At 31.6% G+C, this 23,052-nt stretch carries 18 protein-coding genes; 15 read left to right on the forward strand and 3 right to left on the reverse strand.

From position 1 onward, the window contains the following. Positions 1-131: 131 nt before the first annotated feature. Positions 132-1,040 (forward strand): hypothetical protein, encoded by a 909-nt coding sequence (locus ACY1IQ_RS05085; RefSeq protein WP_461612942.1) that lies wholly within the window; start codon positions 132-134, stop codon positions 1,038-1,040. Positions 1,041-1,600: 560 nt separating this feature from the next. After that, the gene (locus ACY1IQ_RS05090) at positions 1,601-2,443 is read left to right on the forward strand and encodes a TraX family protein (RefSeq protein WP_039630928.1); all 843 of its coding nucleotides are present in this window, start codon (positions 1,601-1,603) and stop codon (positions 2,441-2,443) included. 253 nt (positions 2,444-2,696) lie between these two features. Here the strand turns inward: ACY1IQ_RS05090 and ACY1IQ_RS05095 are convergent, their stop codons facing one another. Further along, entirely contained in the window at positions 2,697-3,344 is a 648-nt protein-coding gene (locus ACY1IQ_RS05095) for a DUF6518 family protein (RefSeq protein ID WP_461612943.1), read from the reverse strand. Between the two features lie 511 nt (positions 3,345-3,855). On the opposite strand from ACY1IQ_RS05095, the gene ACY1IQ_RS05100 reads away from it, so the two are divergent. The 11 genes from ACY1IQ_RS05100 to ACY1IQ_RS05150 all read left to right on the forward strand — a co-directional run bounded on the left by ACY1IQ_RS05100 (position 3,856) and on the right by ACY1IQ_RS05150 (position 17,192). Further along, complete coding sequence (locus tag ACY1IQ_RS05100; protein WP_461612944.1) at positions 3,856-4,647, forward strand: MerR family transcriptional regulator; 792 nt, start codon at positions 3,856-3,858, stop codon at positions 4,645-4,647. An 84-nt stretch (positions 4,648-4,731) separates the two neighbouring features. Continuing rightward, on the forward strand, positions 4,732-5,805 hold the full coding sequence (locus ACY1IQ_RS05105) for an agmatine deiminase family protein (RefSeq protein ID WP_461612945.1): 1,074 nt from the start codon (positions 4,732-4,734) through the stop codon (positions 5,803-5,805). Between the two features lie 269 nt (positions 5,806-6,074). Beyond that, positions 6,075-7,787: a M20/M25/M40 family metallo-hydrolase gene (locus tag ACY1IQ_RS05110; RefSeq protein ID WP_461612946.1), complete on the forward strand. Its 1,713-nt coding sequence runs from the start codon at positions 6,075-6,077 to the stop codon at positions 7,785-7,787. Positions 7,788-7,892: 105 nt separating this feature from the next. Further along, the gene (locus ACY1IQ_RS05115) at positions 7,893-9,344 is read left to right on the forward strand and encodes a serine hydrolase domain-containing protein (protein WP_461612947.1); all 1,452 of its coding nucleotides are present in this window, start codon (positions 7,893-7,895) and stop codon (positions 9,342-9,344) included. 727 nt (positions 9,345-10,071) lie between these two features. Then, complete coding sequence (locus ACY1IQ_RS05120; RefSeq protein WP_461612948.1) at positions 10,072-10,161, forward strand: helix-turn-helix domain-containing protein; 90 nt, start codon at positions 10,072-10,074, stop codon at positions 10,159-10,161. A 372-nt stretch (positions 10,162-10,533) separates the two neighbouring features. Beyond that, on the forward strand, positions 10,534-10,758 hold the full coding sequence (locus tag ACY1IQ_RS05125; RefSeq protein ID WP_461612949.1) for a hypothetical protein: 225 nt from the start codon (positions 10,534-10,536) through the stop codon (positions 10,756-10,758). A gap of 642 nt (positions 10,759-11,400) precedes the next feature. Next, positions 11,401-12,096 (forward strand): lipoprotein BA_5634 family protein, encoded by a 696-nt coding sequence (locus ACY1IQ_RS05130; RefSeq protein ID WP_461612950.1) that lies wholly within the window; start codon positions 11,401-11,403, stop codon positions 12,094-12,096. A gap of 10 nt (positions 12,097-12,106) precedes the next feature. Then, the gene (locus ACY1IQ_RS05135) at positions 12,107-12,799 is read left to right on the forward strand and encodes an ABC transporter ATP-binding protein (protein WP_461612951.1); all 693 of its coding nucleotides are present in this window, start codon (positions 12,107-12,109) and stop codon (positions 12,797-12,799) included. 12 nt (positions 12,800-12,811) lie between these two features. Continuing rightward, positions 12,812-15,250, forward strand: coding sequence for an ABC transporter permease (locus ACY1IQ_RS05140; RefSeq protein WP_461612952.1), 2,439 nt, complete (start codon positions 12,812-12,814; stop codon positions 15,248-15,250). A 20-nt stretch (positions 15,251-15,270) separates the two neighbouring features. Then, positions 15,271-15,963, forward strand: a complete 693-nt coding sequence (locus ACY1IQ_RS05145) for a response regulator transcription factor (protein WP_461612953.1) — start codon at positions 15,271-15,273, stop codon at positions 15,961-15,963. Positions 15,964-15,965: 2 nt separating this feature from the next. Beyond that, positions 15,966-17,192, forward strand: coding sequence for a sensor histidine kinase (locus ACY1IQ_RS05150; RefSeq protein WP_461612954.1), 1,227 nt, complete (start codon positions 15,966-15,968; stop codon positions 17,190-17,192). Positions 17,193-18,645: 1,453 nt separating this feature from the next. Here ACY1IQ_RS05150 and ACY1IQ_RS05155 read toward each other — a convergent pair. Further along, the gene (locus tag ACY1IQ_RS05155) at positions 18,646-18,945 is read right to left on the reverse strand and encodes a MerR family transcriptional regulator (RefSeq protein WP_461612955.1); all 300 of its coding nucleotides are present in this window, start codon (positions 18,943-18,945) and stop codon (positions 18,646-18,648) included. A 219-nt stretch (positions 18,946-19,164) separates the two neighbouring features. Between ACY1IQ_RS05155 and ACY1IQ_RS05160 the strand changes: the two genes are divergently transcribed. Continuing rightward, positions 19,165-19,791, forward strand: a complete 627-nt coding sequence (locus ACY1IQ_RS05160) for a flavodoxin family protein (protein ID WP_461612956.1) — start codon at positions 19,165-19,167, stop codon at positions 19,789-19,791. A gap of 22 nt (positions 19,792-19,813) precedes the next feature. Then, positions 19,814-20,659, forward strand: a complete 846-nt coding sequence (locus ACY1IQ_RS05165) for an aldo/keto reductase (protein WP_461612957.1) — start codon at positions 19,814-19,816, stop codon at positions 20,657-20,659. A gap of 814 nt (positions 20,660-21,473) precedes the next feature. Here the strand turns inward: ACY1IQ_RS05165 and ACY1IQ_RS05170 are convergent. Next, positions 21,474-22,469, reverse strand: coding sequence for a phosphotransferase (locus ACY1IQ_RS05170; protein WP_461612958.1), 996 nt, complete (start codon positions 22,467-22,469; stop codon positions 21,474-21,476). Positions 22,470-23,052 lie beyond the last annotated feature (583 nt).

The raw sequence follows: 23,052 nt of genomic DNA on the forward strand, positions 1-23,052 counted from the left end.
TTATAGCTTTTGTATTTTTTAAATTTAGGGTAGATGTTATTTGTAAATTAGAGAAATGGAGAAAAAATAAGTTTGCGTTATAGCAATAAAGAAAGATGAATGGGAAATAATTAGCTAGGAGGAACATGTAAATGAAAAAGAAGAAAGTACCAAAAACTCTAAAGTGGAAGTATAACACAATTAAAATATTTTGTTCAACTATTATTTTTTTGATTTTTCTTTGTCTAATAGGTGCATGGCATTTACATAATAATGAAAATGAATTCGGCTATTCGACATTACTTAATGTATTTGGAGGATTATTTACGGGATTAATACTATTATCATATCAGTATTTAAGTAACAAGCATTTGATAGAAGCTAATATAGTTATTGAAGAATTAAAGCAGTTAAATGAAATTTCAATGCACCAAGCAAATGAGCTTGATTTTTGTACAGATAAAAACTTTCCATCTGAAGAACAAATGGAAGATTACGGAATAGAGATTGACACAATTTTAGCAGATAATGAGGGGGTATCATGTGCGTTAAATATCTATAATAATGAGATTAGAAAAGTAGAAAAACAATTTAATGAAATTAAATATTTTTTAAACAATATACTAAGCATGAGTTTTAATATTTCTTCATATGAAGAAATATTAAAACAAACAAAATGTTTTTTTTCTAATTACTCAAGAGAAGTTGAATATGCTATACCACCGTATTTATTACGTAAGCACGTTATACTTGATGAGTTTGAAATTGAAGATGACCTTATTGAAATATTTAAAACTGAGGAAGAAAAGAATAATTATTTAAAAAATAATCCTGACATTTTAAATAATAGTTTATACTACATAGATCCTCCTGGAAATCTATATGAGATAGAAGTTGTATATAAGGATAATGTAGAAGTACTAATAGAAGATATTTATAAAGAGTGGATAAAGAAAATGAAGGATTTAGAAAATGCGACAAAGGACTTTAATCAATTATTTAGGGAAAATAAAGAAAAAGTATTAAGTATTCATAATAGAAACTCGAATATTATACACTAACAGTATAAATTTGTTTTATACCATTTCAAATGATTTATGCGTACTCTAGAATTAGCGAGATTACATATAATATTTTGCGTAATATATTTTCAAATTGGAATACTGTAGAGACGGTTGTTCAACTTACAAGGACCCAAGAGACGAAGTAAGTTGATTACAAATGTCCACGGAAGGATTGCCCAAGAAGACAAGGGAAGCACAGGCTGATTGGTTGAAATCTACTGCTGAGACGGTGGTTAAGATAGTAAAGAAATAGGCATTGAAAACTTAGTGAAGTGATGGCTGAACTTGGTGTGAAAGCCCATCTTACGGAGGGTAACGGAGTAATGTGTTTCTTATAAAAGTTAGGTTTTGAAGAATTTTTATAAAGTTCCATAGTGTGTTTTGTATTCCCTCAAACTTAGAGTTTGGGGGAATTTTTGCTTGAAGGAGTTGTACAAATACTTTATGAAATTTACTACTACCCCCTATTTTTTAGATAAACTTTATAAATTCTTTATAATTGGATGTTAGATTATATCTAGTAGCTACTAATAATTACTTGATAAGGAGAAATTAAAATGACGTTACAAACAAGTAAAAAAGGATTTACAGGGTTTCAAATTAAATTATTAGCTCTTATATTTATGTTATTTGACCATATCCATTATTTTTTTGAATTTACAGGTAAGGTGCCTGTTGTATTTTCTTGGATTGGGAGATTAGCTGGTGGATTATTTTTATTTATGATGATAGAAGGATATACACATACTTCTAATAGAAAAAAATATTTTTTAAAGATTTATTCAATATCAATTGCAATGGGAGTTGTAAGATTCTTATTGGAAACTATTCCACAACTTCAAAGAGGAGATGGTTTTTATGCTATGAATGGAATACTATCTACCTTTGTTATACTTATGGTTATGTTTAGGGGAATTGACTATCTCAGGGAAAAGAAAATATTTAAAGGAATACTATTTTTAATAGGACCTTTTATTGCACCATATATTATTGGAGTATTTTTATCTCCTTTTTTAACAGATTCTCTAAGAAGTTATGCAAATATTTTATTTTATACAGTTTTACCAGCGCCTTCTATAGTTGAAGGAGGTATTTATATTATTATATCTGGACTTATACTATATATTTTTTACAAAAATAGAAAAGTACAGATAACAGCTTTTGGACTATTCCAGTTTTTATGGATGACTATATTACCAATTTTATTTATAAGACCTATTAGTTTAAAACTTATGTTTACAAACTACTACGAATGGATGGGCGTTTTTGCTGTAATTTTTATGTTTTTATATAATGGAGAAAAGGGTAAACCTATGAAGAAGCTATTTTATATATTTTATCCAGCTCATATTTATATATTATATGGATTATCTATTTTACTTTATAACTTAAGATATTGATTAGAAGGATCACTATGGAAATATAATGTGAAAACTTAATATATACTTGGGAAATAGATTTTCCATAAAAATAGCTTAAATCCTTAGAAATTAAGTATTAATAATGAAGAATGAAGAATTCAGGAAAAAATTCACTAAAGGTGAATTTCTTAAAATAAAATTTATTTTAAAAAACTCCAAAGGCTTTAGTAGTGGAGTTTTAACCATAATTCTTTATCTTTCATCATTAATTCTTCATTCAAGAAAATATTTTTTATAAACCACCAAAAATATAGCTTAAAATACTAGAGTGTCTAAGAATAAAAGCAATTACAATGGCCAAGGGTAAAATCTTAAGACACTGTTTTTTGTTAATGGGCAAAATAAAGTATAGTAAAATTGCTGCAATAAGATTAAAACCAGATGAGATATCAAATAAGTAAAAAAAGCTATATCCTTTAGACATAAGTAGCCCAATAGGAAGAGCAGCACATAATGCAGCTATCCAGCCATTCCCTCGGCCATACCATGTTACATATGCTCCAAAAGGTGATAATAAGGCTATTAGTCCCCAGTAAATAAAATAGTAGCTTGGAAAAAATCCAAATAATTTCATTGAATAAATATAATAACTTAATATCATTCCAAAGAAGAACATCAAAACATTTAGTGCTGCTGATATGGGTGTTTTGCTCCAAGAAGAAATTATTGTAGCAATAAGAACCCATATTTCAATTTGTGAGAAAATATTTGCAATAACATTTATAGTACTTCCAATGACACCGTTTGATGGTACAGTATCTATATATTTTGCTGCAATTCCTGAAACTATACCAATAACAAAAAATAAAATAACATTTATACCCACCTGTTTTTTGCTTAAAATATTTTTTTTATAAGGTCGAATCTCATTTACATTCATTTTATTACCTCAACTATTTATTATTTTTTACAATGTTTAAACCCACAAACCCATCCTATAGGACAAATAATAATTACATCATATAGTTCTTTTTCATTCCTTGTATTATAGGCAGATACTAAAAAGGCAAAGTTCTATTACATAATAATTATAGCATTAAAAAAATTTATGATGAAATCAAAAATATAAAGGCATATCTATTTCCATCTTTGGGGCATATGGTTTTGAACCGAGCCAATATGGTAAACCCTGCAGGGCGATAATAGTTTCAACGGAAACTTTGCACTATAAAGTCTTAGGGAAATCGAGCCAGATTTGGTGTCAACCGATATTGCTTTAGCAATTATCGGCTATCCAAAAGAAGTTTGGATAGTACCTAAGAACCTTACGGTTTTAGTCGTGAGAGGTTCAAGTCCTATAAGTTCACATATTACTAGTGGAACTTTAGTTTTTGTAATGGTAAAATTGATACAAAATATTAAGAATTATTTTTATTTCAGGAGAAATCAAAATGTTTAATAAGCTATATAATATAGGCGAATTTGCCGCCATTAATAAAATTACTTCTAGAATGCTTCGGCATTATGATAAGATTGGGCTTTTGAAGCCTGCCATAATTGGAGAAAACGGTTATCGTATCTACTCTTCGGAACAAATTGCTACTGTCGGATTGATAAAAAAATACCGTGACTGTGAATTCTCTTTGAAAGAAATTGAAGTTCTGCTAAAAGCAGACGAGCAAGAAGTCAAACGGTTTATACAGGGCAAAATACAGGAGTTTTATAAACAAGAGTCATCAGGTCAAATCGTTTTGGAACGACTTCGCAAACTTTCCGGTAAAGAGAGTATGTCCTTTGAAAATCACTATGAGATTTCTTTTTCACAACAAAATGAGAGAATACTCTTCTGTCTTGAGAAGCTCTATCCAGAGGATTATATCGATCAGGCATTTAATAAGCTGTATGATGCACTGGATTATCTATCTGTTGTTCATAGTGGTCTACCAATGCTGCTTTCGAATTTGCAAGAAAATGACGCCTATCGTGTAGCTGTACCGGTAAAGGAGCCGCTCAGCCATACAAGCTTCCAATGTATCGTCTTACAGGCAGGCTGGTATCTATCAACATTTCACTATGGCGATTATTATAATATTGGCGAAGCTTATGACAGTCTGCTGCTTTATGCACAGAAGCAAAAACTGCAATTAATTGAACCTTTTATAGAACGCTATTTTGTTGACATTATAAATACATCAGATTCAGCGAAATATATTACTGAAATCTCTATTAAAATTGCACCTTGACATTAGCACAGTGTAAAGGTGTATTTTTTTATTATAGCAGAGAAAAGAGAAGTTTAAGCGACATTTAAAAGTTGAGACATATAAATGAAACAATCTGCTATAAAAATTAATAAAGAGGTGAGTAATATGAGCATCTACTATTTTCCAGCAGAGGGAAAAGAACATGAGGGCACATGGCTTAGCTGGCCACATCATTATACCTATGGCAGAGAGCATTGTGATAATGTGGAAGGTATTTGGATTGAAATGGTACATGCCCTGCATACTGGTGAAAAGGTTCATATCATTGCTTACAATGAAACAGAAAAGCAGCGAATTACGAATTTGTTGATTGATGAAGGGATTAATATGACAATGATTGACTTTGTCATCGCTAGGTCGGATGATTTTTGGTCCCGAGATACCGGACCTATGTTTGTATATGATGAGAATGATGTCCTTACTATCATCGACTTTGCCTTTGATGGTTGGGGTAAAAAGACACCTTACGAATATGATGACAAGATTCCAGTGGCTGTTGCAAAAGCAAAGGGCTATCCCATTGTAACAGTTCCCGATTTTGTATTGGAAGGTGGTGCTGTAGAGTTGGACGGAGCTGGTACACTAATGACCTGCAAAAGCTCAGTAGTAAGCAAAAACAGGAATCCCGAGATGACAGTTGAACAAGCAGAAGAATATCTCAGAAAATATCTTGGTGCTACAAATTTTATATGGCTAGAAGGGGTTACCGATAAAGATATTACTGATGCACACATTGATGGTACAGCTCGGTTTTATGATGGCAAAACTCTGCTTACCGTTTCCAAGGAGGCGTTCTTCGACCTTTATGAAGATATCTTAGAAAGCGACTATGAAAAACTAATCTCTGCAAAAAATGTTAAAGGAGAACCATATAAAATTGTTGAACTGCCTCTGACCTCAAAAAACGTGGAGGGACTGGAATACAAAGGTTCCTATCTAAATTATTATATTGGTAATGAAGTAATTTTATTGCCTGTTTACAATGATGTCAATGATGAGGTGGCAATCGGAATCTTGTCCAAATTGTATGAGGACAGAGAAATTATACCTATTGATGTTACTAACTTGTATCAGCATGGGGGAATGCTGCACTGTGTTACTCAGCAACAGCCTTTAGGTAAAATAAATAAAGTATAACTTGGAGATTTGTTGTCTTTAAAAACTTATTAAGTTATTTTTACTGTTGAATTTATAAAAGTAATACATGAGCTTTCAACTGATATTTTAAATAAGAATATTAGTGTCAGAAACAAAGCTTTCGGAGTATTGAGGGAATTTATAATGCAATAAAATATAACAGGAGAAAAAGGAATGGTTTTCCAATGTTCCAGCAGGTTGTTTCTTTACCATTATTTAATTTTCCTTGAATTATGCTGAGTATATACTAATTTTCGTGGAGGTATAAAATGAACACAATTTGGAATTCATTAAAAAATTTATTTAAAGGCAAAGAGCAAAATTTATCTAAAAAAATACCAATTTTTTTGATGATTATAGTTTTTGTGGTTGGTACTTCGGTAGGTCTTCTACAAATGAAGCCACCAGCAGTACCATCGGAATCGGATACGGATTATCCAGCTTATAAACGGATGCTTGACAATCTGAAAGACATGACAGTAGTGCCGCACCCATCTGGTTCAAAAGAGCTTGAATCAGTACGCGCACATATTTTGGCACAAATCCGTGAAATGGGATTGGAACCTATTGTTGAAACTGAGGTTTACACAATTGAGGATATTAAATCTGGGCTGGGTGCTGAGCCAAGCGAAGAAAATGAAATGGAAGATCAGATTCGAAATGAAGCCCATTTTAATAAAAATGATGAATTAATATTAAAAAATATTTTAGTTAAATTGGATGCACCAAATACTGACCGTGCTGTATTGATGATGGCTCACTACGATACTGAAAAGGGTACGCCTGGTGCAGGTGATGATATGATTTCTGTATGCGCCTTGCTTGAAGCTATGCGTGAACAATCAAAAAATACTAACTTGAAAAATGATATCTATTTTTTATTTTGTGATGGCGAAGAGTTAGGGGCATTTGGTTCAAAAGCCTTTGTTAAATCTCATCCAAAATTGAAAGAGTCTATTGATCTTGTAATTAACGTAGAGGGTCGTGGTAATCGTGGAGGAGTGATTATGTTTGAATCTTCTGCTTATAATTATGATCTCATGCGTTATTTTAAATTGGCAAGTTCCCGTCCTTTGGCTTTTTCGTTTACATCTTCTTTGTATCGTAAAATGCCAAATACTACTGATATGACTAGTTTTTTAGATGCAGGGTATTCTGGACTTAATTTTACAGTGGCAGAAGGCGTTGAGAATTATGGAGCAATGTCAGACAATTATGAGAACTTCAATCCTAGAACAGCATATAATTATCTGAGAACTGTTCGGGAAATGGCTGATTATAGTGCAAAAGAGCAATTTCAGGGCAACAGTTCAAAACAAGATGGTGTTTATTTTCCATTTTTGCCTGGTCATTTAGTATTAATGAGCAATACTGTGGCATATATCCTTTCAGGATTTGTTGTTTTGGCTGCTTTATTATGGCTTATTTTACAGATCAGGCATGGCAGGGTCCGAATCAGCGGGATAGCCATTAGTACGGGCCGACTGATTGAAATAATGGCCGTTATGACGTTACTGAGTTGGTGTATTGTAACATTGACAACGCAGATAATGCATTTAAGCGAATCAAGTAATACTGAAACGCTTTTCCTTTGTCAAACACTGGTGCTTACCGTTGGCACCCTGACAATATCTTTCTTCCGTATGAGAAAACAATCACTTACCGAAGCTCTTGCAGGTTTGCTACCGCTTCTACTGCTGCTGATCATCGGAACCACTGTTTTCTTTATTTCGATTAGTTATCTGTTCACGTTATCAACGTTGGGACTTCTACTTGTGGCAATTTTAGAGAAGTATAATATAGGCAGATTGATAGCGACAACTATACTTGGTGTTGGGATATTACTTTTGTATGTACCAGTGTGCTGGTTGATATATGTGGCATTTATGTTGCCTATAACTCCTGTGGTTATCGCCTTGAGTGTACTGCCAGTTTCCATTATTGCAGCATTTTTTGCAACGAAATATGTTACTTCAAGGTAAAACAAAATTACGGGAAGTGCAGATGAAAGTAGAAGAAATTTATTGTTAACATCAGCAGGTCTTCTCCCTTCCACCTTAAACTATTTATCTTACAAGGAGGTAAAAATGAAAAAATATTCTAAAGTATTAATTATTGTAGCTGGATTAGCATTGATGGGTGCTACATTATCAGCTTGTGGAAATTCAAATATAGAAGCTAATCAAGCTGAAGAGAAAAACGAAAATCAAATTAGTATAAACAAAGATTTAATGGATAAGTACATCAACGATGCGTATAAGAGAGGAATATTTAATGGAACTGTGCTTTTAGCAAAAGGAGATCAAATTATATATGAAAATGCGATAGGCTTCGCAAATCAAAAAAATAAAAAAAATCTCAATATAGATACTGTTTTTGAACTAGCTTCGGTAAGTAAACAATTTACTGCTTCATCGATTATGATTTTACGTGATCAGGGGAAATTATCCCTATCTGATAAATTAGAAAAATACTTTCCTGAAATACCGTATAAAGGGATAACGGTAAAAAATCTTTTAAACCATACAAGTGGACTTCCAGATTATATGGATTGGGTTAAACAAAATGGTAGAGAAAATAATACCATCCCTGACAATGAAATCATGGAAAAGTTTATTGTAGAATCAAAACTTCCTGTACACTTTGAACCAAATGAAGGTTGGGATTATTCTAATACAGGATATTCACTGCTTGCCCTTATTGTTGAAAAGGCATCTGGTTTATCTTACGAAGAGTTTCTTAAAAAAGAAATTTTTGAGCCAGCTGGGATGAAAGATTCTCAAGTGTACCATAGAAGGCTAAATGGAGAAAAAATTGATAATTATGCGTATGGCTATGTCTATGAAAATGGTAAGTATATTTTGCCAGATGATTCTGAAGGATACAGTGAAGTCATACCTTTAGACGGTATAGAAGGAGATGGAGTAGTTAATTCAACAGTACATGATATGCTTAAATGGAGCTTAGCTTTAAAAGAAGGTAAAATATTATCTCATAAAACTCAAGAAGAAATGTATACACCTACAGCGTATGATAATGGGAAAATAGAATATTATGGCTATGGATGGTCAATTAGAAATGATGAGAAAATGGGACGAATAATATTACATTCCGGAGGGTGGCCAGGCTATTCAACAGACTTTGTTCGTTATATAGATAAAGATTTAACGTTTATATTCTTATCTAATATTGAGACACCTAATAAATGGGGAAGTGCAACGTTCATGTATGGATTAAATAGCATCATTAGAGGTGAAGAACCAAGCCCAATAAGAGATTTCAAAGAATTATTAGATAAAAATCCAAACACTTCGCAATATCCATCATTTTGTGGTAAGTATGAAAAGAATGTTGAAGTATTTATGAAAGAGAATAAGTTATTTGCTAATTTACCAGAATTAGATCAAGCTGTTGAACTTCTACCTACAGTGGATGGATATTTTATTACGGACGTAGGATACAGTGTTACATTTGAGAATAAAAAAATTGTGATTGATCCAAAAAGTTTATATTCAAGTGTTTTAAATAAAGAAGTTTAAGACATGGATATATTTTATAGGATTCCTTAATGAAAGTTTAACTTATGCATGATTTTAATTTCTACAACAAAAATTCCTATTTATGGATTAAAAATTAAGAATTAAGGATGAATAATTATGGTTAAAACTACACAGCCAAAGCCTTTGGAGTTTTCTTAAAATAAATTTTATTTTAAGAAATTTACCTTTAGTGAATTTTTTTCTGAATTCTTCATTCTCCATTATTAATCCTTAATTTCTAAGGGATTAAGCTATTTTTATAGAAAACTTATTTTCCAGAGTATATATTAAGTTTTCACATTGTATCCCTATGGCTTAAGGCAACTGGAATCTATAGGATTTGTAGCGTTTATAATTTATTTAGACTTAAGGCATCTTCAAAAAAATAATAGATTAGTATGGTTGGCCTATTTAAATATAAGAATCTTATGGGTGAGGTTACCAAATAATTAAGTGAACGATAAAAAGGTATAGTGGCTTTATGCTGCTACACCTTTTTTGTCCATTAAAATACAAAGATAATTGATGCATAGGTGGAGTATTTCTAGAATATCGGACGAATCAGTATCCGATTATGTTGCCAATCATTCTCGAAATTTCGGGACTTTACCAAGGATTCTTGACTATTATGCCAGAAAAATATTAGAAATTAGCCAGCATCAAATTTAATCATTTATATATAAATAAAGAAAATTGTGAGCTTTTTAAAGACAGTATAAAAATTGAATTGACATCTATGGAGTATAAGCTGCTGCTTTATTTTGTAGAAAATCCAAACCACATGGTTACAGAACAGCAGATATATGAGGCTGTATGATCAACAAAGTATCTTTGAGAAATATCATTATAGTTTATATAAGTAAAGTTAGAGGTAAAATCGAAAAGAATTCGAAAAGCACGATAAATCGAAAAACAATAAAGGGATTGGGATATAGAACGATATATCAGCAGTATATTATGAGAAACAGATTTGTATAGAACAGGAAGGTGTGGACTACTTTGGAATTGAAATAGATCAGACAGCACCTGCTTTAGTGCTAAAGTCAGAAAAAGGATAATTTGCGATGATTGTTTCTAGGAGTCGCCGGCGTATAAACTTAGAAGAAGTGTCGGGAATTATAGGATTGGTGTTAGTGTAATATTGTAGACACAGAAAGCCGAATATTTTAAAATAAAGAAAAAGAAGAAAATGTTTATAATAGCAAGAGATCAAAAGCATTATACAAAAGAATTTAAAGATACAATAGTAGAGCAAGAAAAAGTTTTAAAAAGGAACTTTGGAGCAGCTACTATTAACGAAACTAGAGATATAGAATCTACAGATCTAAATATAAATGACAATTTAATAGTGTATATAAGTAATGGAGGAGAAACAAGTCCAGATGGAGGAGGGTCTCCTTCTTATTTTGTTTAAAGAAGAAAGTTGATGATAAATTTTGTGACTATAAAAATTTGCATATAATGAATCTGACTATGTAGAGTTGAAGTGTGATATAAAAAGCTACAAACTGATACAATACTCAAGTAGCATGAAAAGTGCTTTGTTATAATTCTTTTATGAAGTAATGACTCTAACACAACTTCATAGCGTAATATAAAAATAGAGCTTGGATATATTAGTAGAAACTCATAGTCAGCGGAGTGTTATATAGTATTATAGCTTTAAAATTAAATTTAGACATGTAGCAGTGAGAACAGTGAAACAAGTTTCGATTTGACAGTAATAAGATTGTTAAAACTAAGTGAAATTAGATAGGAAGGTATAGACTTTATGACGATAAAGCCCTTAAAACCTTGTAGTAGGCTTAAGTAAAGATCCTTCTTCAAAAGAGCTTCAATAAATTGTTTGTGAGCTAGTAAATTTACATATGTAATATATTTAATCATAGCTTTAAGTTATGATATCGGATAATGTATTATTTCTAAATATAGGATACTATACTTACAAAACAGTAAGATTAATTTAAATATAGTAATATTACCGTCATGGTTTTAAAGAAGTCAGTATAATAAAATAAATACATAGAAAACAATAAAATTAAGGGAGAAGATATTAATGAAAAAAATAAGCAAATGGATTTTAGGTGGGGTTATCGCCGTTGGAATTTTTACGGCAGCATCACAGGGATTACAGTATGTTTTAAAAGGGCCTAAAAAGCCTTTTAATGCAATTTTAGTTAGTGGGAAAAGTGAAGATGTTAAGGAAGCAAAGGAAATTTATAAGGATAATACTAACTATACAAAGGATTATACATATAAGATAGTAACTGAGGATAAAACTGTTGTTGAGGATGGAAAGGAGATTAAGAATACTCAAACTTATATAGTAATAACTAAAGATACAGTAAAAACTATGATAAAGGACCAAATATTTCGTGAGAAGATTGATGAAACGTCAAATTTAGATACGCAGTTGCTTAAAGAGATGCCTAATATTGATGGAAATGAAACCTTGATTTTAGGAAGTGATTACTTTAAAGATATATCAAAATTAAATCTTCAAGGGAAAGAATTATCTATGAAATATGGTAATTATTCATGGATGGGATACCTTCCACCAGAAGGAACAATAATTATAGCTGATGATAAAACCTACGACGCTTTAAAAGGTTCTGAGCTTGACATGACTCTTATAAGATTTGAAAAAGGAACTCTTGATTTAAGAGAGGCATCTGACATGGCAAAAGTTAAAAATACATTATCAAGTGTAGCAGATAACATAGAAATAAACTATTCAATTATAGAGGAGTAGAAAGGAAATTATGGAAATTTTAAAAATAGAAAATTTAACAAAGACTTATGGAGAAGGAAATAATAAAGTTGAAGCATTAAATGATATAAATCTTTCTATAAATAAGGGTGAATTCGTTGCTATTATAGGACCATCAGGGTCAGGAAAGAGTACTCTTCTGCATCTCTTAGGAGGATTGGATAGACCGACTTCAGGTAAGGTTATAATTGATGAAAAGAGCATTTATGATTTTAAGGATGAAGAGTTATCTATATTTAGAAGAAGAAAAATAGGCTTTATATTTCAATTTTTTAATCTGATTCCAGTTCTTGATGTGGAGGAGAATATTGAGTTGCCAGTTATATTAGATAATGAAAATGTAGATAAAGATTATTTAGATGAAATTATAACAATACTTAATCTGCAGGATAGAAGAACACATATTCCGTCAGAATTGTCAGGAGGACAGCAACAGAGGGTATCAATAGGACGTGCTCTTATTAATAAGCCAAGTATTATATTGGCAGATGAGCCTACAGGAAATCTAGATTCAAAAAATACCAGGGAGGTTATTGAGCTACTTAAGTTTACAGCTCGTGAGTTTAATCAGACTCTTATACTGATAACTCATGATTCTAACATTGCTTCTATAGCTGACCGTGTAATTACCATAGCAGATGGGAAGATAATAGAAGATAGTTATTTTAATAATCAGGAAAAGTAAGGAGGGAGCCTTTTGATAGATAATTACAAGGCTTTGAGCAGAAGATATTTAAAGCAGAATAAAAAGCGTACTCTCTTGACACTTATAGGAATTATTTTATCACTTTCCTTAGTAGCAACTATTGGATTATTTGTCAAGAGTGCTGAAAAATCCCAAATTGAAAATGCTAAGCATACGGAGGGATTTTCATTTCACTTGGGATATAAAACCTATACAGAGGATATATTATCAAAGGTAGCAAATAATCCTAATGTACAGCGTTACGGTATCATGGAGCGTGGCGATACAGTCACTTATAATGACATTTACATTGATAGATATTATATGGATAAAGGAGCTACTGAATTACTTAATTATAGTGTTAAAGAAGGTAGAATGCCTCAAAATGATAGTGAAATTTCTATAGATCAGTGGTCAAAGAACTACATTAAAGAAAATCTGAACCTTGGAGATAAAATTGTTATTAAAGGAAAAACATACACTGTAGTAGGATTTTTGAAAAATGATGAATATTTCCAGCGTACAAAAAGCTGTAGAGCAATTGTTTTTAGTAATGCTCCTAAAAATGGGCAATTAATGGTGGAAATAAGCCCTAAGGCTGATTTTAGTGAAACTTTAAAAAATATTTCTAATTTGACTACAAATGATAATTTAATACTAAATCAGTCACTTATTAGATTAAATGAAATGAACTCAAACAAAACGTTAATTATAATTGCTTGTATTGCCATTGTTATAGTAGTCAGTGCGACAATTATTGTTATACATAATTCATTTCAAATTAATGTAGCAGAAAGATTGAAACAGTTCGGCCTCCTTAGAAGTATTGGCGCTACTAAAAAACAGATTAAAAAGATAGTTTTTAGAGAGGCAACTATTTTCCTTATTATTGCTATACCTATAGGTATTTCTATAAGCATTGGTGCTATATATGGTTTAAATTTTATTTTTAAACTAATCTTAAAAGGGGATGCTTATTTTTCACTAGTAAGCATTGACGTTGGTATTTTAATTATTAGTATTATAATAACTATTTTAGCAGTGTATATTTCAAGCTTAATCCCTGCAAATTTTGTAGGAAGTATTTCTCCTTTAGCTGCAATAAGTAGTCGTGTTATAATAAAGAAAGAGGCTATTAAAAGAAGAAAGTATCCATTGCTTAAAAAAATCTTTAATTATAAGGTTGTAATGGCGGTGAAGAATATAAGACGTAATCCAAGCAGATGCAGGACTATGATTTTATCAATTATTGTAAGTTCAGCTTTATTTATTACCTTCACTTCTTCCATGAATGAGATATTCACCATAAAAAATCCTAATGGGGCTTATGAAACCATTGATTTAGAGGTTAATAGGTCATCCGATAATGATGATTCAGTAGGTAATAATAATCAGATAGTTGATGATTTAGCATCGCAGCTAAGCACTTTAAACAATGTAAATAAGGTCTATATACAGTATACTGATGTATTTGGTATGGCAGAGGTACCATTAAATAAAAGGATTAAGGAAGCAGGAGGTATTTTACAAAAACAAAAGTTTGAAGATGGTTACAAAGAAGTTATTGTGACCAAAATTAAGAATTATGATAAAGCAGCCTTAGAGGACTTTAGTAAGTACCTGTTAAGCGGAAATATAGATGTCAATAGGATGAACTCTGAAAATGGAGTGATCCTAGTAGATAACGGAAAAGTACGAGACTATAACACCGGTAAGCTTTATATTGGTAAGCTTACTGACTATAAGGTAAATGATGAAATTACTGTACTTAAGGATAGCAAAGAAACTAAAGTTAAAATAATGGCAATTATTAAGGAAGATATCTTTGAGAGAGAGGATTCAACTAATGTTTTGACACTTATTACTGGAGACCAGGTTCTTAAAAATATTACAGGAGAGGCACCGAAGATTAGAAACTTGAGTATTGCTTTAAAGGATAAGGCATTAAATTTAAAGACAGCTGAAGAGGTAAATAATATTCTAAAGGACTATCCTTCCTATACCGTTATTAACTATGCAGATATAAATAAAAGCCAAAAAGATTCAATGCTTATGATTAAGGTGCTTATATATGGTTTTATAGCTGTAATTACATTAATCAGCAGCATAAATATTATAAATACAATTACCATGAATATAACCTTAAGGCGAAAAGAAAGTGCTATGTTAAAGTCAATTGGAATGTCACAGAAGGATTTGAAAAAAATTATAAGGTATGAAGGTATTTTTTACGGAATAATTGGAAGTACCCTGGGTGCTATAGTTGGATGTTTTTTATCCTACAGTATATTTAATGTTTTATCAGATGTTGTTATAGTGCAGTGGAAGCTTCCTTTAGGGTTAATTGCAATTACAATTTTAGTAGCGATAGGTATAAGTTATTTATCTACACTTATTCCTATGAAAAAAATTGAGAAAGATAATGTAATTGAAGCTATTAGGGAAGAATAAGAAAATGAGGGTGGATTTTTATGAGTAGAATACTATTTGTAGAAGATGATACAGATTTAGGATATGCCTTAGACTTTTCATTAATTGATGAAGGTTTTGAAGTAGTGCGAGTTGCTACTATACAGGAGGCAAAGAGTAAATTCAATAAAGGTAACTTTGATTTAATAATTCTTGATGTGAATTTACCAGATGGGAGTGGGTATGATTTCTGCAAGTATGTAAGAAAGAAATCCAAGATACCTATCATATTTCTTACTGCACTAGATGATGAAGTAAATATTGTTATGGGCTTACAAATAGGAGGAAACGACTATTTGACTAAGCCTTTTGGCTTTAGAGAACTGATGGCAAGGATTAAGGTGCAGTTGCGTTCTAAATTAGAAGAATTAAAAAAGGAGAAGGTAATAACCGGAGATATAACTGTTAATATTGTCACAACTCAGGCATTTAAAAAGGATGAATTATTAAGTTTAACGGCATTAGAATATAAGCTGTTAATGTTATTTGTGCATAATCCACTAAAAGCAATGAAACGAGATGAGATTTTGATAAGTATTACTAAGGATGAAGAAGTCTTCTTTGATGACAATACCTTGTCTGTGTATATAAAACGTCTTAGGGAGAAAATCGAAGATGATCCTAAAAACCCAAAATATATTGTGACTCAGCGTGGAATAGGCTATAGATGGAATGTTGAGGTAAGGAGTGAATAGAAATGAAGAAGATTTTTGTTAATTATGAAGTAAAAAAAAGTACTTTTATTTTAATATCACTTCTTACTGTTTTTATAATTGTTCAATGGATAATGTATGGAGTATATATCAATAATCAAAAACAGGATTATATTGATATAATGGGGAGTGTTATCTATAGAGCCAAAATCACCAATCCAGAATTAGAAAAAGAATTAATTCCATTAATTACCAATAACATTAATACTAAAGACAAAGAGGCTGGCAATGCACTTTTAAAAGAATATGGAATAACAACTACACTTGATAACAGCTTATTTCCAAATTTAAGAAATAACTATGGAATTTTAGCTGCCAGTGTAGTTTTTGCATTACTCATATTAATATTGAATTATATGCAGTTTAACTATTTCTTTAATAAGGTAAGAAAAATAACTTTAGCAGCCAACAAAATATTAGATAATGAGTATAGTATGCTAGTTAATGAAGATGAGGAAGGGGATTTTTCAAAATTAGCTATAGCATTTTCTAATATCCGCAGTATTATAAAAAATAACCTTAGCTCTACTCAAAGAGAAAAGGAGTATCTTGTGGAGCTCTTACAGAATATATCCCATCAGTTAAAGACGCGGCTTGCTACTATGACATTACATAATGATATATTATTATATAGAAAATTAACAGAAGAACAAAGGGTACATTTTTTAGAGAATAACCGAAGTCAGCTTGATAAAATGAATATTATGATAAAAAATATATTAAAGTTAGCAAAATTGGATGCAAGTGCAATAGAATTTTATAAAAAAGATAATGATTTAAATAAAACTATTGAAGAAGTTGTATATGATCTTAGGCGACTGGCTAAGGATGATGATATTGATTTGAATATAAACTGTAATGAACAGATTAATTTATTGCATGATAAATTTTGGATGCAGGAGGCTTTTACTAATATTATAAAAAATTGCATTGACCATACACCACCAAAGGGAACTATTAAAATTAGGTTAAATGATAATCCTGTATATTTTCGAGTTACAATTAAAGATACAGGAGAAGGAATTGCAAGAGAAGACATTCCTAATATTTTCAAAAGATTTTATAAGGCTAAAAATTCAAGCAAAAAAGATTCTGTTGGTATCGGATTAGCAATTTCAAAATCTATCATTGAAGCCCATGATGGATATATTGATGTTAAAAGTAAAAAAGGAGAAGGTACTAGTTTTTTTATAACCTTTATGAAGTATTAAATCCTTTATATATAACTTAAGTTATACGTTATTAGAAAGGTATATTAAAATAAGGATAATTTAGAAATATAATACCAAAAAATATACTAAATTAAGTAAAGCGATTTCTGATAATTATGTCATAAACTATAGGAACATTAAGTTAATTTTAATACATAAATAATTGATTTAGTAGGTCTTTAAACATTTATAATTAGAGTAACAAGACTAGGTTTTATTATCTTCCTAGTTTTGTTGCATTTACTTTTAAAAAATATATATACAATTTTTAAATTTATATTTTAATACATAATAATTTTTATATACTAGAAGATATAGAAGCTTTAAAATTCCAATTCTCAATTTCATGTTTATATTTTTAAATTATTGACTTGTGAAATTCAATAAAAAGTGATAAGTTTAAACCTCAAAGAAAAAATGCAAGAGGAAGACATGGAAGTGATGAATTGTGTTTACATGATAATAACGAGGTTGAAAAATTATGTTCCAATAATAGTGTCACCACATGTTGAGACGATAATAATGATGACGAATTGCAGTCAAAAGAAAAAATAAGACGGATTGACTACAAGATGTAGTGGTCTCAAGACAAAAAAACTAAAAAAGGGTTGAAAAATGCATTTTTTGAGCCTTTTTTAGGGGTTTTTATAGATGACATTTGGTAGTTTTGAAGATCACACTCTAAAAACGTGAATTGCATAAAAGAAAATCCAAAGACATCAAGTTAAAACCTTGGTGTCTCTTTTTATAAAAACGTAAAAATTATACTATCATACATATAATCTCCATTGTTAGATTTTTGGGAACTGGAGCCGCCGGTTATGGGAGTATTCTGTTTTTATACAAGAACAAACAGGTCATACTTAGCTATTCCAAACTTGGGAACGGTCGTATTGCCCCTTAAAAATTTCATATCAGGCAGCTTAAATATATGAGCCGTCCAGACGTGACAAAAAGCAGCAGCGATATTGACGATCACTCCAAGATTTCCTGTGGATGATAGATTATGCCATCGAATGTGAAGAGCGAGAACGACTGATTATAAAACGGTCTGTGGTGAATCATATCACAAAGGACAGCTATAATGCTGCTTCCGCCCAGTTACAGACATCGAAATAGGGCAGTACGCAGAGATACTCAGAGAGGTGAGACTCTTATGGTGTTTGCTTACCACAAACCGTTTATGCTATCGTCCTAATAGCTGTAAGACCTTTGGTGCTTCGGGGAGTAGTGTCAAATAGAAGCACAGTAATTATTTTAGAGTGAAGAACAAACGGATCAAACCCTGTATATCAAGATTATATAGATAGAAATACTCGCTAAATCAAAACTAAAATTCTGAATCATTATCCGTATATTCGCAACAGGTTGGAATTGGTGAGTCTGTATCATAGGCCTGGCAGGCATCATGGTAATAATCGAGCTTTCGGTCAATCAAACGAAGATGTTTTTTTTAATCTTCGATTTGCTTTAAAATATCTTCTTTATGTTTTATTAACATGTCGTTACGGACATGGAGTGTATGATTACCTTCATTCTGCCAGTCTGTGAATTGCTTAATTTTCTTAATAGGCATTCCAGTATTCTTAAGACAGCATATAAGTGAGAGCATTTCCATATCATCCTTTGTAAAAATATGATTGCCTGATGTATCCCTTTTAACATTAGAGAGCAGTCCCTCGCGGTCATAGTATCTTAATGTATATACTGTTAAATTCATTTTTTTAGCGGCTTGTGCTATGGTATAGTTCACGTTTATCACCTCAAATAGTTTTTTATATATTATATAACTTACACTTAACTCTAAGTCAAGGATGATTATGAAAGTTGTTAAATGTAAGGTTATACTTGCTGTATCGTAGGGAAAGAAGTATGAATTTATGAATATGAAATTTTTTTTACATATACTATTGACTTACAGTTAAGTGTAGGGTCTATACTTGCCGTATAGCAGAGAAAGGGGTGTGAATTTATGAAAGTGATAGCTATTAATGGTAGTCCCCGTAAAAACGGTAATACAAGTCAGGCACTCAAGGTTATGGCAGATGAGTTGGAGCAGCAGGGTATAGAAGTTGAAATCATTCAAATTGGCCAGCTAAATATTCATGGGTGCATTGGCTGTGGATACTGTTGGACTTCCGAGGAAAATCACTGTGTTTTTAAGGATGACATTGTCAATGAGGTTGCAAAAAAAATGCGTGAAGCAGACGGCTTTATTCTTGCATCCCCTACCTATTATGCAGCAATAGCAGGAACAATGAAGGCTTTTCTGGATAGAGTATTCTACACGAGTTCAGATTATTTCAAATATAAAGTTGCAACTTCCATTTCAGTTGTAAGACGTGCCGGTGGTGTAGATGTAGTACACCAGCTAAATAACTATCTTAACTTAGCCCAGACAGTTATGCCGCCATCTCAATACTGGACAGTAGCATATGGTTTGGAAAAAGGAGAAGTTCATCAGGACGAAGAAGGTATTCAGACCCTTCGTAAAAATGCCAGATCAATGGCCTGGCTCCTTAAGATAATTGACGCTGAAAAAGAAAAAATACCTGTTCCTGTAGAGGAAGACCATGTTATGACAAATTTTATACGATAATAAATCAGAAAGGAAAATAATTATGAAAGAAAATTTTTACACATTAAGCAACAACTATAAGATTCCGAATATAGGATTCGGTACATTCCGCACGCCTAGTGGAGAGGAAACAGAGCAGTCTGTACTAAATGCAATCAAGGCAGGATATCGACATATCGACTGCGCTGCTGCTTATGGAAATGAAAAAAGTGTTGGTGAAGCCATACGTAAATCCGGTGTGGCACGTGAAGAGTTATTTGTAACAAGTAAGCTGTGGAATGATGACAAAAGATATGAAAAGACATTAGCTGCTTTTAACCGAACTTTAGAGGATTTACAGCTTGATTATCTGGATTTATATCTTATCCACTGGCCTATTGCAAAAGCATCCAAGAATAACTGGCAGGAAGCAAACAGCGAGAGCTGGAGAGCATTCGAGGAACTTTATAACCAGGGTAAAATCAAAGCAATTGGAGTTAGTAATTTTCTTCCACACCATTTAGAACCATTGTTTGCAACTGCTAAGATTCAACCGATGGTGAATCAAATTGAATTCCATCCTGGCATGTTGCAGGAGGAAACTGTAGCGTTTTGTAAGCAGCACAATATTTTGGTGGAGGCATGGGCTCCATTTTCAAACGGACAGATTTTGAAGCATCCAGTATTAAAGGAAATTGCGGATCAATACAAAAAATCCGTAGCTCAGCTTAGTCTGCGCTGGATTATTCAAAAGGGAATTGTTCCATTGCCAAAGTCTGTTACACCAGAGAGAATTAAAAATAATCTTGATGTATTTGACTTTGAAATTAGTGTACAAGATGTTGAGAAGATTGACAGACTAACCGATTGTGGAAGCTCAGGGCTTCATCCGGATAAAGTAGATTTCTAAGGTTATCTGATATCTATCACTGTTAAGAAAATTATTTCTTATACCGTTGAATAAGTGAATATGAAGAACATGAATAGAGTGCATCTCTTGAACAAGGGATTGCACTCTATTCATGTCAATATGAAATAAAAAAGCTGAAACAGGAAAATAATGAGTATAAAGAAAGATATTTAAAGGATAAGCACTAGTATGGAGAAATTTGATTTATTATTAAATGAAGCAAACGGGTATTTAATTATATCTTAAGCAAATTTAGATTATAGCATTAAACCTACCAAGAAAAGGCTGCGAGGAATTACTGCTTCAAGCTATAGCAAAAATGTCACCATGAAAAATAGTCTACCTTTCCTGTGACCCAGCAACCTTAGCAAGAGATTTAAGAATACTAAATGAGTCGGGGTATAAAAAAACTAGAAGTATGACTAGTAAACATGTTCCGTAAAGTGCGTGCAAATATAGAAAGGAAATAGGATGATTTCAAAGGAATTAAAACGTTTTAAGTAAATATTGAACTGTGTTTTAGGTTCCCTCAGATTTAGGTTTGGGGGAATTTTTGCTTGAGAGGGGAGGCATTTTATAAAGGATAATAGCCAAAAGGTTTATAGATGTGTTTAAAAAGCAAAGCCACTTATTGAGTTTGAGGTAGCTATTTATTTTAAACTGGTAGAGAAGATAGTGGGAATTAAGAGAGAATTAATCAAAGTGTGTTTACTAGATAGCACTGAGTTAGAAATAGAAAATGAATAGGTAGAATAAGAGACCGCTAACCGAAGTGTAAAGTCTTTGGTTGGTGGTCCATATATTTATCTATTTCTTATAATTTGTTTAGGTGATAATTAGAAACAATGTGCAATGATTCTTTAAAGCTAGTTGTATTCATATTGCATAGCAGCTGTTGCATATGAGCCCAAGCATACTGCAGTTTGGCTTCATTAGTTGATAAGCTAATTTCACCTGCCCATATACGGTCATGAATATCTCTAAAATCTAGTTTTTCCATATTTGGGTCAATAGGTTTGCCTGCGGATCCTAATAACATAAAAACAGTGAAGTAGAACATATGTACTATTTGTCTCATAAGAAAAAATCTGGCTATTGCATATTCATCTATTTCTTTTTCAAAATACCTTTGAAGATAATCTGATTCATCATTATCATTTCTTACTACAAAATTTGCAACAATAGCTAAATCTGCATAGCGGTCATTTAAAAAAGAAGCTTCCCAATCTACAAGCCAAGTTCTCTCACCGTCAAAAAGAATATTCTCAGGTTTAAGATCATTATGACATGAAACTAAATCTTTATCATCACGAGGGTAAGCATCTGAAACAAGTGAGTATAACGCAAATAACTCTTTTGTGAAACTTTCAGGAAGGATATTCGCAGACTTAAAGTTACGAATAAAATTATCCACAGTATCAAGATAATTAACTAGCTTAGGGAAAGGAGGCAGCGAATGTAATTTGTGTAACATCTCAGCTAGTTTAACCTTTGCTTCATCAATTGGAAGTGGTTGAGCCTCAATAAAATCTGTAATTAATATTCTATCTTCTATACTCATATACCATATGCGTGGAGCAATACCTGCTTTCGCAGCAATTTTCATGCAAGTAAACTGGTGGGTTGGGTCGTTAATAGCATCTGTAGCAGTGATAATACGAAGCAAGTATGGGGTACCTTTAACCACAATACGAAAAACAAATGCAGATGAGAGGCCAGCAGTTAACATTCTTATATCTTCATATTCATTAACTCCAAAAGTTTTTTGTAATGCTTTTTTAACCGGTATTAGTTTTGTTTGTGGAATCATATTATTTCCTCCTTTGATATATATAAATTATTAAAAATTTTATTAGGCTGTGTAATTTATATTTTAGTCGTAAATTGTATTTGATGTAGCTATATAAATATTTCGTGAATCTTCTTTTGTAGCCCAATAAAACCCATCTATACTATTGTGATTTTTTAATTCTTCCAATAGTTTTATTTTAATAAAGTATTGTGATGTTGCTTTGAGTTTATAGTGTGGCTCAAATAACTATAATCTAACAATCAAAGATTATATCTATTATATTTTAACAATGAGGCGAAAAAATAAACAGTCTATATTTGTATATATGGCTATGTTATAATTAAAGTAGGGAAGTAATAGAATTACTCATAATGATAGCTATTTAATGAGTTAAAGTTTAGATAGGTTATCCTAAATAGGACAAAAAAATTTAGAATAATGGTATAGTAAAAATTTATATAACATATATTGAAGCATTTGCTGTGAAAATGGCGGGTGTTTTTATTTTAAAGGAATGTCCATAAATGAAGAAAATGCATATATTTAATTCTTATCTATTTCAAACACGTTGGTAAGCCGTATACATTAGTAGGGCACGCAC

The sequence above is a fragment of the Clostridium sp. Marseille-QA1073 genome (assembly GCF_054863625.1).